Raw genomic sequence first — 17,692 nt, 5'->3', positions numbered from 1 at the left:
TGAACGAGTCGGAAGCTGGCATTTAATAGTGATCCACTGCTTGCTAGCAAAGCATCGGTACGAAGCAAAATTGTTCTGTGTTTGTACTTTTTAAATGATGAAATCATTGCAAACATTGATGAAAAGATTTACTAAGGGGAGAAAGTAGGGGTTTCATATGACAAAGGTAGAAGTGTATCGTCCAAAAAATCACGTACGTTTTGTTACAGCATCAAGTCTTTTTGATGGTCATGATGCTTCGGTCAATATTATGCGACGGATTTTACAATCGAGCGGTGTGGAAGTCATTCATTTGGGACATAATCGCTCTGTAGAAGAAGTCGTCAATGCTGCGATTCAAGAGGATGCACAAGGCATTGCTGTATCTTCTTATCAAGGCGGCCATATGGAATACTTTAAATATATGTATGATTTACTGCGTGAGAAAGGTGCACCGCATATTAAAATATACGGCGGCGGTGGCGGTGTGATCTTGCCTCGTGAAATTAAAGAATTACATGCTTACGGCGTTGCAGGTATTTTCTCACCAGAAGATGGTCGTGTATTAGGGCTGCAAGGTATGATTAATGAGCAAATTAAAGGTACAGATTTTCCAACTGCAACTGGTGACTATTTAGAAAAGCTAGATGCTTTAACAACTGAAACACCAGAAATTTTAGCAAATTTAATAACCGCAGCTGAATCGAATAACGATGAAGAAACGAAAAGAATGCTAGAGGAAGCACGTAAGCGCTCAAAAGGAACACCGATTTTAGGGATTACAGGTACAGGTGGTGCTGGTAAATCCTCTTTAACGGATGAGCTTATCCGTCGTTTTTTAAAAGAATTCCCAGAAAAGCGTGTAGCAATTTTATCGGTGGATCCAACAAAGCAAAAAACAGGTGGCGCTTTACTTGGAGATCGTATTCGTATGAATGCTATTTTCAATAATCGTGTCTATATGCGAAGTTTAGCAACACGTGGTTCTCGTACGGAGCTTTCGGCTTCTATTGGCGATGTATTGGATGTTGTACGTGTGGCAGGCTATGATTTAATCATCGTTGAAACGAGTGGTATTGGTCAAGGCGATGCAGAAATTACAAAATTCACTGATTTATCCATGTATGTAATGACGAGCGAATTTGGAGCACCGACACAGCTTGAGAAAATCGATATGATTGATTTTGCTGATGTCATTGCCATCAATAAATTTGAACGAAAAGGCTCAGAAGATGCACTACGTCAAGTACAGAAGCAATACCAACGTTCTCGAGAGCTTTGGGATGAACCAATCGATAAAATGCCTGTTTACGGCACGATTGCCAGTCAATTTAATGATAAAGGAACGAATGCGTTATTTGCTGCATTGGTTCAGATTATTAACCAAAAAACAGGAAGCGATTGGGAAACAGGTTATGAACAATTTGCCAAAACGCAAAAGCAGGATGTTATTATTCCGAATGATCGTCGCTATTATCTTCGTGAAATAACTGATACAGTGCGTGGCTATCATAAAAAAACAGAGCAGCAGGTTGCATTTGCTCGTCGCTTATTCCAATTAGAAGGTGCCATCGCAGCAGTAATGGAAAAGGCGCCAGATGATGCCCTTGTTGCATCACTTACTTCTTTAGCGGAAGGTGTACGAGATGAATTAACAGCAGAATCGAAGCGTATTTTAGATAATTGGCAAGCATTGAAACAAGCTTATGCTGGGGATGAGTTTGTAACCAAAGTGCGGGATAAGGAAATTCGTACAATTTTAACGACAACGAGTCTTTCAGGCACAAAAATACCGAAAGTTGTACTGCCGAAGTTTGTGGACTACGGTGAAATTTTACGTTGGGTATATCGTGAAAATGTACCAGGAGAATTCCCTTATACAGCAGGTGTATTCCAGTTCAAGCGTGAAGGAGAGGATCCGAAACGACAATTTGCCGGCGAGGGTACGCCAGAACGTACAAATAAACGCTTCCACTATTTATCGAAAGATGATGATGCGAAACGTTTATCAACCGCGTTTGACTCGGTAACGCTCTATGGCGAGGATCCTGATTACCGTCCGGATATTTACGGTAAAGTTGGTGAATCAGGCGTCTCTATTTGTACGCTTGAGGATATGAAAAAGCTCTATGCAGGCTTTGACCTTTGTGCACCTTCAACCTCTGTATCTATGACAATTAATGGACCAGCGCCAATTATTTTGGCGATGTTTATGAATACAGCTATTGAACAACAAGTTCAATTACGAGAAAAAGAACTAGGAAGACCATTAACAGTTGAAGAATTTACAGAGACGCGTGAGAAAACATTGCAGGTTGTGCGTGGTACAGTACAGGCTGATATTTTAAAAGAAGATCAAGGGCAAAATACATGTATTTTCTCTACGGAATTTGCGCTTCGCATGATGGGCGATATTCAACAATATTTTATCGACAAAAAAGTGCGTAACTACTATTCTGTCTCTATTTCGGGCTATCATATTGCAGAAGCAGGAGCGAACCCAATTTCACAGCTAGCATTTACACTTGCAAACGGCTTTACGTATGTTGAATATTATTTAAGCCGAGGTATGAATATTGATGATTTCGCACCAAATTTATCATTCTTCTTCTCAAACGGTTTAGATCCGGAGTATACAGTAATTGGCCGTGTAGCACGTCGTATTTGGGCAGTTGTCATGCGTGATAAATACGGTGCAAATGACCGTGCACAAAAGCTTAAATATCATATCCAAACTTCTGGGCGAAGTTTGCATGCTCAAGAAATAGATTTTAATGATATTCGAACAACATTACAGGCACTTATGGCATTGCAAGATAATTGTAACTCTTTGCATACAAATGCATATGATGAAGCCATTACTACGCCAACAGAGGAATCAGTAAGACGGGCAATGGCAATACAAATGATTATTACAAAAGAACATGGCTTAGCGAAAAATGAAAATCCATTACAAGGTGCATTTATCGTAGAGGAATTGACGGATTTAGTAGAGGAAGCTGTGTTAGAAGAGTTTGATCGTATTAATGATCGTGGCGGTGTACTGGGTGCGATGGAAACCCAATATCAACGCGGTAAAATTCAAGAAGAATCGATGCATTATGAAATGTTAAAGCATTCAGGTGAATTACCAATCATCGGTGTTAACACATACTTAAACCCGAATCCGCCTACAGATGATGCGATTGATAATATGGAAATTGCTCGTGCGTCATCAGAAGAAAAAGAAACACAAATTCGCAATTTACAGTTATTCTGGCAACAGCATGAGGGGGCAACAGAAGCAGCGATAGCCCGCTTACAAGAGGTAGCTGTAAACAATGGCAATATTTTCGAAGAGCTAATGGAAACTGTAAAAGTAGCGAGTCTAGGACAAATTACAAAGGCTTTATATGAAGTCGGAGGACAATTCCGTCGCAATATGTAAAACAAAAGACTGTGAATTTGCTTAATGAGGAACGGCAATGCTAGTCTATCCGAAAAACTGCTAATTTTTTAGTGTCTAGTCATACGATTAGGCACTTCTTTTTATTTTCGTTATAATAGAAATGTAAAAAAGAGGGGGGCGCAGCGGAGGATGAAATCAATAATTCACTACATTATTGTTTTAGCTTTAGTATTAGGAGTCATTTTCCTGTATAATAAGCAAATTGGCGCTATTCCTTTACTTTTATTATCGATATATTTGTTTTTTCTAGGGATAAAAAAAATGTGTAATATAAAAAACAGTAATTGAAGGTAGCAAAGAGACTAAAACATTGTATATAATGGGTATTATGCTTATGGTATGGAAAGTTACTTTTGTGCGGTCTTTTTTAGCTGCGCTCCGAAAATAAAGCACTATTTAATTTTAAAACGTCCATTGTGATGAGAGGAAGGAAGTGCACGAATTGAATTTTCGTGAAATGACAAAGGAACAATTAGCGGAAGAATCGTTAATTAACTTAGCTTATGCAATTTTAACAGAAAAACGTGCTTCAGTGTCATTTAATGACCTGCTTACAATTATTAAAGAGCTTGTTGGCTATAGCGATGAAGAAATAAAATCACGCTTACTACAATTTTACACAGATATGAACATTGATGGACGTTTCTTATTCAATCAAGAAACTGGTTGGGGCTTACGTGAATGGTTTAAAGTTGAACAAATCGAAGAAGAAACAGCTCCTTCTGTGAAAACACATAAGAAAAAATCTAAAGCTGCTCTTGATGATGAAGATGATATAGAGGAAGATTTAGACGAAGAAGAAATTGACTTCGATGAAGACTATGAAGAATTTGTTGAAGAAGAAATCGATGAAGAAAAAGAAGATATCGACTTTGATGAAGAAGATATAGAAGATATTGATGAAGAAATAGATGAAGATTTCATTGAAGATGATGAAGAATTTGAAGAAGAAGAAGAGGAAGAAGTGTAAGACTAACTTGCTTTGAATTTTCTTACTTTTTTACATGTAGTAAAAATTCTTGACTTCTATCACGGTTACGTTTAATCTTTTACTTGGGCTCCTTAAAAAAAGGAGAAAGACCGTGTATATAATACGCTCCCCCTGCAAACCTATGCAGGAGGGGCGTTTTTTTTGTTTTTAACTTACTTTGGGAAGCTAAATTAAGTTAAAGGCTTGGCAGAAGGTACAGTTTTAAAATCCGCTTTTTTAGCAGGTTTGAATAAATCTGGACGCATACGCCGAGAGAGTAATTGATCAATATTCAGTCAAGCACTCCCATACGTATAGATAAGGATAGCAAGCTATATGTTGCAGAACATTCTTTCTGTATAGTAAATCGGTGACTGAGAATATGTTAGTGCTTCTAGTGGAGGGATAATGAAATTGCTCACAAGAGAGGAATGCAAAATCACTTTACGATGAAGGACAATGTAGAAAAGGAAAGTAAAAAAGAGATAGAAACGATTACAGCTTCGAATTGACTGCATCTTATGTAGGCATTCTCGGCTTTTCTTATTTTAGGGATAGGAAAGCATAGATGTTTCTTATTCAGGTCCATACAACGGTGTTGAACGTTTACATTACCTTCCTGCAATTAGGCGAATCGGTAAACATAAGTGACACATTGGATGGACGCAATATACTTTTTTTACTAACAAGATCTAGAACAACATAAGGAGGAATTTTTCATGACAAAGTATATTTTTGTAACAGGTGGGGTAGTGTCATCACTTGGAAAAGGGATTGTTGCAGCATCTCTAGGACGTTTATTAAAAAACCGTGGGTTAGAAGTTACAATTCAAAAATTTGACCCATATATCAATATCGACCCAGGTACAATGAGTCCTTATCAACATGGTGAGGTATTTGTAACAGATGATGGTGCAGAGGCTGACTTAGACTTAGGTCACTATGAACGCTTCATTGACATTAACCTAGGAAAACATTCAACTGTGACATCTGGTCGCGTTTATCAATCTGTTTTACAAAAAGAACGTCGTGGTGATTACAACGGTGGAACAGTCCAAGTAATTCCTCATATTACAAATGAAATTAAAGATCGTATCCAACGCGCTGGACGTGAAACAAACGCAGATGTTGTTATTACAGAGGTTGGGGGAACTGTAGGCGATATTGAATCACTACCATTCCTAGAAGCCATTCGTCAAATGAAAACAAACTTAGGTCATAACAATGTCATGTATGTACACTGTACACTAATTCCTTACATTAAAGCTGCTGGTGAATTAAAAACAAAACCAACGCAACATTCTGTTAAAGAATTACGTTCTTTAGGGATTCAACCAAATATTATCGTTGTGCGTACAGAACAAGAAGTACCACAAGATATGAAAGAAAAACTAGCATTGTTCTGTGACGTACAACCTCATGAAATTATTGAATCTCGTGATGCAGAGCACTTATATGAAGTACCTTTAAATCTCCATGCACAAGATTTCGATGATATCGTGCTTGATCATTTCGGCATTAAAGCGCCAGAGGCAGATATGGAAGAATGGCGTGACCTTGTGGCAAAAGTGAAGAGCTTACCAAATAAACGCAGAGTGGCATTAGTAGGGAAATATGTTGAGCTACAAGATGCTTATATTTCAGTAGTAGAAGCGTTAAAACATGCAGGTTATGCGTTTAACTCTGATATTGATATTGATTGGATTAATGCAGAGCATGTAGATGCTGATAATGTTGTATCGTTACTTAAAGGTGCAGATGCTATTTTAGTTCCTGGTGGCTTTGGTGATCGCGGGGTTGAGGGCAAAATTTTAGCTACGCAATATGCTCGTGAGAATAATGTACCATTCTTAGGAATTTGCTTAGGTATGCAATTAGCAACAATTGAATTTGCTCGTAACGTACTAGGCTTAAAAGGAGCACATTCTACAGAGCTTGATGCAGAAACACAGTATCCTATTATTGATTTCCTACCAGATCAAAACGATAGCGTAGATATTGGTGGAACATTACGTTTAGGTTTATATCCATGTAAGTTAAAAGAAGGCTCAAAAGCAAGTGATGCTTATGGCAAAGAGCTTGTCTATGAACGTCACCGTCATCGTTATGAATTTAACAATGAATACCGTGAAGCAATGGAAGCAGAAGGTCTTGTGTTCTCAGGAACAAGCCCGGATGGAAAATTAGTGGAAATCATTGAACTACCAGAAAACAATTTCTTTGTAGCATGCCAATTCCACCCAGAGTTCGTGTCACGTCCAAACCGTCCACAACCATTATTCCGTGATTTCATTGGTGCAACATTTAAATAATAGTAAGAAGAGGCTGGGACATAATTAAAAAAATTTAAGGAACAGAGGAAAGGTGTTCATAAATTTTTGCTATATGGAGACCTTAGCTATTCTTGCTTTTGCAATTAATAAAAAATTAGAAGTGTTCAATAGTTGTTGGTAGCGAAGGCGGTGACTCCTGCTCAGAACAGCACATAATGTAAGACGCGGGCATACGCGCGAAAGCAGAGGGGTGCGGCTGACGGTGCTGAGCGGAAAGCACCGTCGTAGCGGACAACAACGATATAGCAAAAAAGGTGTTAGATTGACTGCCATCAATCTAACACCTTTTCTCTTATGTCCCAGCCTCTTGTTTATAGCTTTTTTGTGTGCATATTAAGAAACGATTATAGTTCCTCATCCAAGCCAAGCATTTCATCATAAATTACTTTTACAGCTTCATAAATGAACAGTGCAGCTATTGCATGCGGTACAACAATACGCTCACCTAAATCATTGGGCATTAAACCACCGCGCATACGAGTAGAGATATATGTATACGCTAAATCGGCTAATGGATTTTCGTTATTTGCTACTTCACTCGCCACTGCTGCAAATGGTATAAATTGAGCACTCAATTTTTGTGCTAAGGCTAATGCTTCCTGATCATGAGCACTGCGTGTAAAAATACAGATGCGATCTGCTTCGCTAACGACTGTATGCTCGTTCCAAGGGAGTAGCTTAGAAAAACGCTCTACACCTTGAAGTGCATTTAATTCGACAACTTGCATTTCACCAAAGCAAGCAAAATAGACATTGCCTTCGCCTATCGCAGCTTGTGCAAGTAATCGTGCTGTTTCTTCAATAGCTTCTTCTTCATTTTGTGTTATTCTTTGTAATAATCCGCTCAACTGTGTTGTTAGAATTTTTGACATGATTCCACCTCAATCAATATTATATGGATGTGTGAAGCATAAAGCAAAAGAGTAGATAATTTATAATACTAGAAGGTATTAAGCTGTAAAAGGAGAATATTACATATATAGATCTTTTTGTGCAAGAATAATAATTCAAAAAGGGCGGAATGCAATGTGAAACGATTACTAATTGTTGATGATCAGCAGGGAATTCGTTTGCTATTAAATGAAGTATTAAAAAAAGAAGGTTACGTTACATATTTAGCAGCGAATGGCGCTGAGGCACTACGTTATGCAGAGGAAGAATCGATAGACTGTGTATTGCTAGACATGAAGATTCCTGGCATGGATGGCATAGAAATTTTAAAGCGTTTAAAAGAGAAATGGCCTGAATTACCTGTCTTTATGATGACAGCATACGGTGAATTAGATGTTGTTCAGGAGGCGTTGGAATTAGGGGCAATTCGATATTTTACGAAGCCATTTGATATTTTTGAAGTGCGTGACGAAGTAAATAAAACGTTAAAAACATAGTTAAGCAGGCAGTGGCAAACACCGCCTGTTTTTTTATACATAGGTGTTATTTGTTGCGCATGCTAGTGCTGTTGATGTGTGCTACAACGGACGCTTTCCGCGGGCACACACGTAAGCCGCAACACTCGCTAACGCGCAGAATGCCCGCGTCTTACGTTGTGTGCGTTCCCGCAGAAGCCGACGTCTCCGCTACGTTACTCTCCACTTTCGGTGGCTTATAGAAAAAAAGTGCCCCTGTCTCTACGTTGCACTTCGCTATCGGGGCAAAAATATAAGCCCCTGAAATTTCTTTTCAGGGGCTTATATTTTTGCTATGATTGAATAGCACAATTATGTATAAAGAATAGTCCTAAAAGGAGGATTTTTAGTATGGCGTTAGTATCTATGAAAGAGATGTTAATTAAAGCAAAGGCAGAAGGTTATGCAGTTGGTCAATTCAACATCAACAACCTTGAATGGACGCAAGCAATTTTACAAGCAGCAGAAGAAGAAAAATCACCGGTTATCCTTGGCGTATCTGAGGGCGCAGGTAAATATATGGGCGGATTTATTTCAGTTGTACACATGGTAAAAGGTTTAATGGAATCTTATGGTACGACAGTGCCAGTAGCTATTCACCTTGACCATGGTTCAAGCTTTGAAAAATGTAAAGAAGCGATTGATGCAGGATTTACTTCTGTTATGATTGATGCATCACATCATCCTTTCGAAGAAAATATTGCAATTACTTCAAAAGTAGTTGAATATGCACATGCGAAAGGCGTTTCTGTAGAAGCTGAGCTTGGAACAGTTGGCGGAGACGAAGATGGCGTAATTGGTGGTATTATGTACGCTGATCCAGAAGAGTGCCGTAAAATGGTTGAATTAACAGATATTGATTGCTTAGCACCAGCGCTTGGCTCTGTTCATGGTCCATACAAAGGTGAACCAAACTTAGGTTTCAAAGAAATGGAAGAAATCTCTAAATTAGCAGATCTTCCTTTAGTATTACATGGTGGTACAGGTATTCCAACAAAAGATATTCAACGTTCCATTTCATTAGGTACCGCTAAAATTAATGTGAATACTGAAAATCAAATCGCTGCGACTAAAGTGATTCGTGAAATCCTTGACAACGATAAAGTTGTTTACGATCCACGTAAATTCCTAGCACCAGCACGTGAAGCAATTAAAACAACAGTTATCGGTAAAATCCGTGAATTTGGTAGTGCACAAAAAGCATAATTTTTGCTTCACATATGGTACAAAAGCATAGATGAATACACATAATAAGAGAAGTGTTGATGCTAGCAATCGACCTTCTCTTGTTTTTGAAATCATAACTTTTTTGAAAAAAATTAATAATATAAATAAATAGGGTTAGGGAGGAAATATTATGAAATTTTTTATTGATACAGCAAACTTTGATGAAATTAAAGAAGCACACGCATGGGGCATTTTATCAGGCGTTACAACAAACCCATCATTAGTGGCAAAAGAGGAGAACGTATCTTTCCATGATCGTCTACGTGAAATTGCCGAGCTAGTTGATGGCTCAGTAAGTGGAGAAGTTATTGCATTAGATGCTGAAGGTATGATTAAAGAAGGTCTAGAATTAGCGGCTATTGCACCGAATATTACAGTGAAATTACCAATGACACCCGCTGGTTTAGAAGCGTGTCGCTTCTTTGCAAACAAAGGCATTAAAACAAACGTAACACTTATTTTCAGTGCCAACCAAGCATTAATGGCTGCGCGTGCAGGTGCTACATATGTATCACCATTTATCGGCCGTTTAGATGATATTGGTCAAAATGGTGTTGAACTTATCGAAACAATTTCAGATATTTTCACAATCCATAATATCGAAACACAAATTATTGCTGCTTCTATTCGTCACCCGCAACATGTAACGGCAGCAGCTCTTGCTGGCGCACATATTTCAACAACTCCTTTCAAAGTGTTAAAACAACTTTTCCACCATCCATTAACGGAAAAAGGAATTGAAGGATTTTTAGCGGATTGGAATAAGCGAAAAGGTGAATAATAAGATTATAAAGTGAGTCAAATGCAAAAATTACTTTCCAATCATGAGGGAGAACGCGAAATGGATGTTTATAAAATTACAGGCGAAAATCGTCTAAAGGGTACAATTAAAGTTAGTGGTGCAAAAAATAGTGCAGTCGCCTTAATTCCAGCATCAATTTTGGCGAACTCTCCAGTGACAATTGGAGGGATTCCCGAAATTTCAGATGCTTGGACTTTAAAAGCCTTGTTAGAAGAGATTGGTGGAGAAGTGCAATTTGAGGATGGCAAAATGATTATTGATCCATCCGATATGGTTGCACTACCGTTGCCAAATGGTAATGTAAAAAAACTCCGCGCCTCTTATTATTTAATGGGTGCCATGCTTGGTCGCTTTAAAAAGGCTGTCATCGGTTTGCCGGGTGGCTGTTTCTTAGGGCCGCGTCCAATCGATCAACACATTAAAGGGTTTGAAGCCCTTGGCGCTAAAATTACTAACGAGCATGGTGCGATTTATTTGCGTGCTGAAGAATTAATCGGCGCTAAAATTTATTTAGACGTCGCAAGTGTTGGCGCAACAATCAATATTATGCTTGCTGCGGTACGTGCAAAGGGACGTACGGTTATTGAAAATGCCGCAAAAGAACCTGAAATAATTGACGTAGCCACACTCCTGACGAATATGGGTGCCAATATTAAAGGTGCGGGTACAAGTGTTATTCGCATTGAAGGTGTTGAGGAACTGCATGGAACGGAACATACAATTATTCCAGACCGTATTGAAGCCGCTACATTTATGATAATGGCAGCAGCAGTTGGCGACGGCATTACGATAGATAATGTCATTCCATTGCATTTAGAGGCAATTACAGCAAAGCTTCGTGAAATGGGCGTCAAGATTGACATAGACGAGGAAAGTATTTTTGTTCCTAAAACAGACCTATCTACATTGCAAGCGGTTGACGTCAAAACGATAGTTTATCCTGGATTCCCTACGGATATTCAGCAACCACTTTCTGTGTTAATGACGCAAGCTCTTGGCTCTTCAAAGATCACAGATACCATTTATACGGCTCGTTTTAAGCATATTGATGAACTACGTCGTATGAATGCCAACGCACGTGTAGAAGGAAATACAGCGATAATTACTGGTCCAAGTAAATTACATGGCTCAAGTGTCACTGCGACAGACCTTCGCGCAGGTGCAGCATTAGTTCTAGCTGGCTTATTAGCTGAAGGTGAAACTGAAATTCATGATATCTATCATATTGAACGTGGCTATAGCTCACTTATTGAAAAATTACGTGACTTAGGCGCAGATATTCGACGTGAAACAATTATGGTTAGCGTTGCAGAGGCAAAGGAGTAATGTAAGGTAAAAGTTTTGAGCCAATTATGTTACAATAAAGGTAATTTGAATGTTTCGGTAAAATAAAACATGCCGATAACGGGAGGCAAAACAACAATGGAACGCAGTTTATCGATGGAAGTAGTACGAGTAACAGAGGCAGCAGCAATCGCATCCGGGAAATGGATGGGTCGCGGTTTGAAAATTGAGGCAGATGATGCAGCAACGACAGCAATGCGCTCAATGTTCGATACGATTCCAATGCATGCTACAGTAGTAATTGGGGAAGGCGAAATGGACGAAGCACCAATGCTTTATATTGGTGAGGAGCTTGGTCTTCGTAATGGCGGTCCCAAAGTAGATATAGCAGTCGATCCTTTAGAAGGTACTAATATAGTGGCAAAAGGTACAAACGGTGCTATGACTGTATTAGCAATTGCTGATAAAGGTAATCTATTAAATGCACCAGATATGTACATGGAGAAAATTGCTGTAGGACCAGAAGCGGCAGGAAAAGTTGATATTAACGCCTCTGTTACTTATAATTTATTACAAGTAGCAAAAGCAAAAAATAAAGATATTTCAGATGTAGTAGCTACTCTATTAGATCGCCCACGCCATCAAGCGATAGTAGATGAGATTCGTGAAGCGGGAGCTCGTATTAAATTTATTCAAGATGGTGATGTGGGAGCAGCGATTAACACTGCCTTTGATGAAACAGGCATCGACATTATGTTTGGTATGGGCGGTGCACCTGAGGGTGTTATATCGGCTGTTGCATTAAAATGCCTTGGCGGAGACTTCCAGGCTAAATTAGTGCCAGAAGATGAAGAACAGTTAGAACGCTGTAAACAAATGGGCGTAGATGTAGATAAAGTTCTTTACTTAGATGATTTAGTAAAAGGTGACGATGCAATTTTTGCAGCAACCGCTGTTACAGATTGTGAGCTATTAAAAGGTGTGCAGTACAAAGGTGCTTATGCTTTAACGCATTCAGTCGTTATGCGAGCGAAGTCAGGTACTGTCCGTTTTGTAGAAGGTCGTCACGCTCTTGATAAAAAACCTAGCTATTAATAATATTTTCTTCTAAAATATACCTAGTGCAACTATTTGCACTAGGTACCTTCTTCTTCATTTAAACCATCCCATAGTTTTACTTTAAAACTTCTATGTTTACCCCAATACATGCATTATATTTTGAAAAAGACTGGAGTTGTGCATATGTCTACATTGACAATCGCTCAATTAGAAAACATGACGTTAAAGGAGCTTTACGCCCTCGCACGCCAATACAAAATTTCGTATTATAGCAAACTAACGAAAAAGGAATTAATTTTTGCTATTTTGAAAACGCGTTCAGAGCAAGAGGGTTATTTCTTTATGGAAGGGGTACTTGAGATTGTATCGCAAGAGGGCTTTGGCTTCCTTCGACCAATTAATTACTCACCAAGTAAAGAGGATATTTATATTTCTGCTTCTCAAATACGTCGTTTTGATCTTCGTAATGGGGATAAAGTGTCTGGTAAAGTGCGTCCCCCTAAAGAAAATGAACGTTACTATGGATTACTACAGGTGGATGCTGTAAATGGAGAAGATCCTGAAGTAGCAAAAGAACGTGTTCACTTCCCAGCATTGACGCCGTTATATCCTGATCGCCAAATCAAGCTTGAAACTACACAGCGCAATCTATCGACTCGAATTATGGATTTAGTAGCACCAGTAGGATTTGGTCAACGTGGATTAATTGTTGCGCCACCTAAGGCTGGTAAAACATCATTATTAAAAGAAATTGCTAACGCTATTACAACTAACCATCCAGAGGCAGAGTTAATCGTATTACTTATCGATGAACGTCCTGAGGAAGTAACGGATATTGAGCGTTCTGTAAATGCGGATGTCGTAAGTTCTACTTTCGATGAAGTTCCGGAAAATCATGTGAAGGTAGCAGAAATTGTGTTAGAACGTGCACGCCGCTTAGTAGAGCATAAACGTGATGTGATTATTTTAATGGACTCCATTACACGTCTTGCTCGTGCATATAACTTAGTTATTCCGCCAAGTGGTCGTACGCTGTCAGGTGGTATCGATCCTGCGGCCTTCCATAGACCAAAACGATTCTTCGGTTCTGCTCGTAATATTGAAGAAGGTGGTAGCTTAACAATTTTAGCTACAGCTTTAGTAGATACAGGTTCACGTATGGACGAAGTTATTTATGAAGAGTTTAAAGGGACGGGTAACTTAGAGTTGCACTTAGATCGTCAATTAGCAGAGCGTCGTATTTTCCCTGCGCTTGATATTCGTCGTTCAGGTACACGTAAGGAAGAATTGCTTCTTGAGCCAGAACAACTTGAAAAACTATGGGCAATCCGAAAAACATTTTCAGATGCGCCAGATTTTGCAGAGCGTTTCTTGAAAAAGCTACGCACAACAAAATCAAACGAAGAATTTTTCGAAAAGCTAAATGAAGATATGAAAAAAGCCACTAAAGGTAAAGGCCTACTTTAAGGTGCCAGTCACTCAAACAATTCTCAAACAATTTATCTACACTCAGAAACACCAGTAACGAATTGTCGTTACTGGTGTTTTTTACGGCTTCAATAAAAGTATAGCTAAAATGATAATCATTATCAATAAGTGTTTAAGAAGAACGTATTTCTTTTAGCTACAAAGTGAATACAACTTGAAGTAGAGCTTTTAAAAGAGCACAGAACATTAGATTTTATTGCATTCTAGTAAAGTAAGATTAATTGCGGGTGCATTTGCAGATGGCTTTTAGCGTTAAATAGTGCCAAGCTATTTTGCGAAGTTCGTGGGTAATGACATGAAAATAGTTTTCAATATTTTTTGCTTGAAAACAATAAAATAACTATGTTATACTTCAAAAGTATGCAACGTGTACATATGTAGCCGACATATTCGGGCTATGTAAGGTACAGTTCGAATTACTCTGTTCCAGATGGTTCAGGGCGAGAGGAGAAAACGAATATGAAACAAGGAATTCATCCAGACTACAAAGAAGCAACAGTAACTTGCTCTTGTGGTAACACTTTCAAAACTGGTTCAGTAAAAGAAAACATCGTTGTCGAGTTCTGCAACGAATGTCACCCATTCTATACTGGCCGTCAAAAATTCGCGTCTGCTGATGGTCGCGTGGATCGTTTCAACAAAAAATACGGTCTTAAAAACTAATGTTAGTTTAATACCTGCCAAGCATGTGCTTGGCAGGTATTTTTTTCAGTATTTAAAAAGTGCAAGCAATCATTGCGTCTTAGAGTATAGGTTTCTTTCGCAACGTTGCGGACGTTTAATATATAACAGCAGTAGAGCGGATTTTGAAATTTTAAGCCAACCCACAGCTATAATCGTTCGGGCTTAAAGCTAATTGCTTAAATAATTCCTTTCAAAATCCAATGACAACAGGGAGGGAGAAAATACAATGGCACAGCTATACTATAAACATGGCGCGATGAATAGTGGCAAATCAATAGAAATCTTAAAAGTTGCCCATAACTATGAAGAACAGCAAAAGCCTGTCATGATCTTTACGTCAGGTCTTGATACACGTGATGAGGTTGGATTTGTTTCAAGTCGAGTAGGCTTAAGACAAGAGGCTATTCCAATTTATGAGGATACAAATATTTTTGAACTTGTAAAAAATAATGAAGTAAAGCCATACTGCGTGCTTGTAGATGAAGTGCAATTTTTAAAAAAGGCACATGTGCTACAATTAGCGAATATTGTGGATGAACTAGATATTCCTGTGATGGGCTTTGGCCTAAAGAATGATTTCCAAAATGAATTATTTGAGGGTAGTCAGTATATGCTTACATATGCAGATAAAATTGAAGAAATGAAAACGATTTGCTGGTTCTGCCATAAAAAAGCAACGATGAATTTACGTGTCGATGATAATGGTCAACCTGTGTATACAGGCGATCAAATAAAAATCGGAGGTAACGATTCTTACTATCCTGTTTGTCGAAAGTGCCACGCACATCCACCGCTTTAAAGTTGTGTTAACATGGAAGTGGACTATTGTTAATTTCATCGTATGGCTATCATGATTTTAAGCAATCCACCGAATAATTGTAGCATACACGCGGAATTTTCCTTATACTAAGTAAGGGAAATATTCCATGCATATAATTACGCCTAATATAATTCGTAGCCGGAATAATTAACAAATAGAGGAAAATAGTGTTCGTCTCATTCACTTTAAAGAGAGGCGAACTTCTACTTGAATATAGATAAATGAACTAAATAGAGGTGAAGCCCATGTTTGATAGACTACAAGCAGTAGAGGATCGTTATGAAAGGCTAAATGAGCTTTTAAGTGATCCTGATATTGTAAACGACAGTAAAAAATTACGTGAATATTCAAAGGAACAATCGGATATTCAAGAGACAGTGGATGCTTATCGTGAATATAAAAGTGTTAAAGATCAACTAGTTGATACACGAGAAATGTTAGAGAATGAAAAAGATCCGGATATGCACGAGATGGTAAAAGAAGAATTCAACTCATTAAAAGAACAGCAAGAAGAGTTGGAAGAACGTCTTCGTGTTTTATTAATTCCGAAAGATCCGAATGACAATAAAAACGTTATTATGGAGATTCGTGGTGCAGCCGGCGGTGATGAGGCAAATATTTTCGCAGGTGACTTATTCCGTATGTATTCTCGCTATGCTGAAACACAAGGCTGGAAAATTGATATTATGGAAGCAACACCAAACCCAATGGGCGGCTACAAAGAAGTAATCTTTATGATTAACGGGCAAGGCGCTTATTCTAAATTTAAATTTGAAAATGGTGCACACCGTGTACAACGTGTACCAGCAACTGAATCACAAGGACGTATTCATACATCAACAGCGACAGTGGCTTGCTTACCGGAAGTAGAAGAAGTAGATGTTGAAATTCACGAAAAAGATATCCGTGTCGATACATTTGCATCTTCAGGCGCAGGTGGGCAATCGGTAAATACAACGATGTCAGCTGTTCGTATGACCCATTTACCAACAGGTGTTGTTGTATCCATGCAGGATGAACGTTCACAAATTAAAAACCGTGAAAAAGCGATGAAAATTCTTCGTGCACGTGTAGCAGATATGTATTTACAAGAAGCACAAAAAGAAATTGATGCAACACGTAAGTCAGCAGTAGGTTCGGGAGACCGTTCAGAGCGTATCCGCACATACAATTATCCACAAAACCGTGTCACAGATCATCGCATTGGCTTAACAATTCAAAAGCTAGATCAAATCGTTGAGGGTAGACTAGACGAAATTATTGATGCGCTAATCTTAGAAGAGCAAGCATCGAAGTTAGAGCGACTTAATGATGACCTATAAAAATGTAATGGAGGCCCTTGATTGGGCTTCTTCTTTTTTAGTGGATAATGGACGCGAAGAGACTGCTGCTCGTATTGTCATGCAGCATGTACTCGGCACAACGTATTCGGCTGTGATGTTACACTTACAAGACACCTTAACCTTTGAGCAAAGTGAACGGTTTGAAAAATTGATTGAAGAGCATGCAAGTGGCCGACCTGTGCAGTATTGTATTGGTAGCGAAGAATTTTACGGACGTACATTTATAGTAGATGAGTCGGTGCTTATTCCGAGACCTGAAACCGAAGAATTAGTGCTGGCAACAACCAATCGAATTGGCCAATTATTTGAAAACAGAACGCTAAAGCTAGCAGATATAGGAACAGGTAGCGGTGCTATTGCCATTTCTATGAAGCTAGAATGTCCAGAATTAACAGTTGTAGCAACAGATGTATCTGTTGCGGCATTAGCTACTGCCCAAAAAAATGCACAATTACTAGCTGCGGATATTGATTTCCGTCTAGGCGATTTAACAGCACCTTTAGTTGGGGAAAAGTTTGATATTGTGTTATCGAACCCTCCATATATCGCCTTTGAAGAAGCGAAGGAGATGTCTAGCATTGTGTTGGAGCATGAACCGCATAGCGCTCTTTTTGCAGAAGAGGACGGACTTGTGTTATATCGTAAACTAGCACAACAGCTTCCGGCCCTAATGAACAAGCCAGCTTTAATTGGACTGGAAATTGGTTATACACAGGGAGAGCAAGTAGCGAAATTTTTTAAAGAAAGTTTTCCACAGGCTAGTGTTACCGTGGAAAAAGATATTAATGGGAAACCTCGTATGGTTTTTTGTGAAATTCATGTATAAAGATTATCCTTCTTGACCACAAT

Annotated in this window: 14 protein-coding genes; 13 read left to right on the top strand and 1 reads right to left on the bottom strand. The window is 38.7% G+C overall.

The genetic code is table 11. The annotated features are described in order from the left end of the window. Window positions 1–157: 157 nt before the first annotated feature. The 3 genes from icmF to FC748_RS14630 all read left to right on the top strand — a co-directional run bounded on the left by icmF (window position 158) and on the right by FC748_RS14630 (window position 6,709). Window positions 158–3,406, top strand: coding sequence for a fused isobutyryl-CoA mutase/GTPase IcmF (icmF, locus tag FC748_RS14640; protein WP_024362876.1), 3,249 nt, complete (start codon window positions 158–160; stop codon window positions 3,404–3,406). Window positions 3,407–3,869: 463 nt separating this feature from the next. Continuing rightward, on the top strand, window positions 3,870–4,397 hold the full coding sequence (gene rpoE, locus FC748_RS14635; RefSeq protein ID WP_024362877.1) for a DNA-directed RNA polymerase subunit delta: 528 nt from the start codon (window positions 3,870–3,872) through the stop codon (window positions 4,395–4,397). Window positions 4,398–5,116: 719 nt separating this feature from the next. Further along, window positions 5,117–6,709, top strand: a complete 1,593-nt coding sequence (locus FC748_RS14630) for a CTP synthase (RefSeq protein WP_024362878.1) — start codon at window positions 5,117–5,119, stop codon at window positions 6,707–6,709. Between the two features lie 365 nt (window positions 6,710–7,074). Here the strand turns inward: FC748_RS14630 and FC748_RS14625 are convergent, their stop codons facing one another. Beyond that, a complete protein-coding gene (locus tag FC748_RS14625) occupies window positions 7,075–7,602 on the bottom strand; it encodes a DUF2529 family protein (RefSeq protein ID WP_108030616.1) in 528 nt (175 codons plus the stop codon). A 156-nt stretch (window positions 7,603–7,758) separates the two neighbouring features. On the opposite strand from FC748_RS14625, the gene FC748_RS14620 reads away from it, so the two are divergent. From FC748_RS14620 to prmC, 10 genes are all read left to right on the top strand, one after another. Further along, a complete protein-coding gene (locus FC748_RS14620) occupies window positions 7,759–8,118 on the top strand; it encodes a response regulator (protein WP_024362880.1) in 360 nt (119 codons plus the stop codon). A 369-nt stretch (window positions 8,119–8,487) separates the two neighbouring features. After that, window positions 8,488–9,342: a class II fructose-bisphosphate aldolase gene (locus FC748_RS14615; protein WP_024362881.1), complete on the top strand. Its 855-nt coding sequence runs from the start codon at window positions 8,488–8,490 to the stop codon at window positions 9,340–9,342. A gap of 151 nt (window positions 9,343–9,493) precedes the next feature. After that, window positions 9,494–10,144 (top strand): fructose-6-phosphate aldolase, encoded by a 651-nt coding sequence (gene fsa, locus FC748_RS14610; protein ID WP_024362882.1) that lies wholly within the window; start codon window positions 9,494–9,496, stop codon window positions 10,142–10,144. 60 nt (window positions 10,145–10,204) lie between these two features. Continuing rightward, window positions 10,205–11,491 (top strand): UDP-N-acetylglucosamine 1-carboxyvinyltransferase, encoded by a 1,287-nt coding sequence (locus tag FC748_RS14605; protein ID WP_024362883.1) that lies wholly within the window; start codon window positions 10,205–10,207, stop codon window positions 11,489–11,491. A 96-nt stretch (window positions 11,492–11,587) separates the two neighbouring features. After that, on the top strand, window positions 11,588–12,544 hold the full coding sequence (gene glpX / locus FC748_RS14600; RefSeq protein WP_024362884.1) for a class II fructose-bisphosphatase: 957 nt from the start codon (window positions 11,588–11,590) through the stop codon (window positions 12,542–12,544). Between the two features lie 147 nt (window positions 12,545–12,691). After that, entirely contained in the window at window positions 12,692–13,975 is a 1,284-nt protein-coding gene (rho, locus tag FC748_RS14595) for a transcription termination factor Rho (protein ID WP_024362885.1), read from the top strand. A 480-nt stretch (window positions 13,976–14,455) separates the two neighbouring features. Continuing rightward, on the top strand, window positions 14,456–14,659 hold the full coding sequence (gene rpmE / locus FC748_RS14590; protein WP_004269457.1) for a 50S ribosomal protein L31: 204 nt from the start codon (window positions 14,456–14,458) through the stop codon (window positions 14,657–14,659). 247 nt (window positions 14,660–14,906) lie between these two features. Further along, the gene (locus FC748_RS14585; protein ID WP_108030615.1) at window positions 14,907–15,479 is read left to right on the top strand and encodes a thymidine kinase; all 573 of its coding nucleotides are present in this window, start codon (window positions 14,907–14,909) and stop codon (window positions 15,477–15,479) included. 266 nt (window positions 15,480–15,745) lie between these two features. Continuing rightward, on the top strand, window positions 15,746–16,822 hold the full coding sequence (gene prfA / locus FC748_RS14580; protein WP_024362887.1) for a peptide chain release factor 1: 1,077 nt from the start codon (window positions 15,746–15,748) through the stop codon (window positions 16,820–16,822). Continuing rightward, window positions 16,809–17,669: a peptide chain release factor N(5)-glutamine methyltransferase gene (prmC, locus tag FC748_RS14575; RefSeq protein ID WP_108030614.1), complete on the top strand. Its 861-nt coding sequence runs from the start codon at window positions 16,809–16,811 to the stop codon at window positions 17,667–17,669. Before prfA ends, prmC begins: the two co-directional genes overlap by 14 nt. Window positions 17,670–17,692 lie beyond the last annotated feature (23 nt).

Source organism: Lysinibacillus sphaericus, assembly GCF_005217585.1.
Lineage (GTDB): Bacteria > Bacillota > Bacilli > Bacillales_A > Planococcaceae > Lysinibacillus > Lysinibacillus sphaericus.
This window is presented reverse-complemented; position numbering and strand designations above follow the sequence as displayed.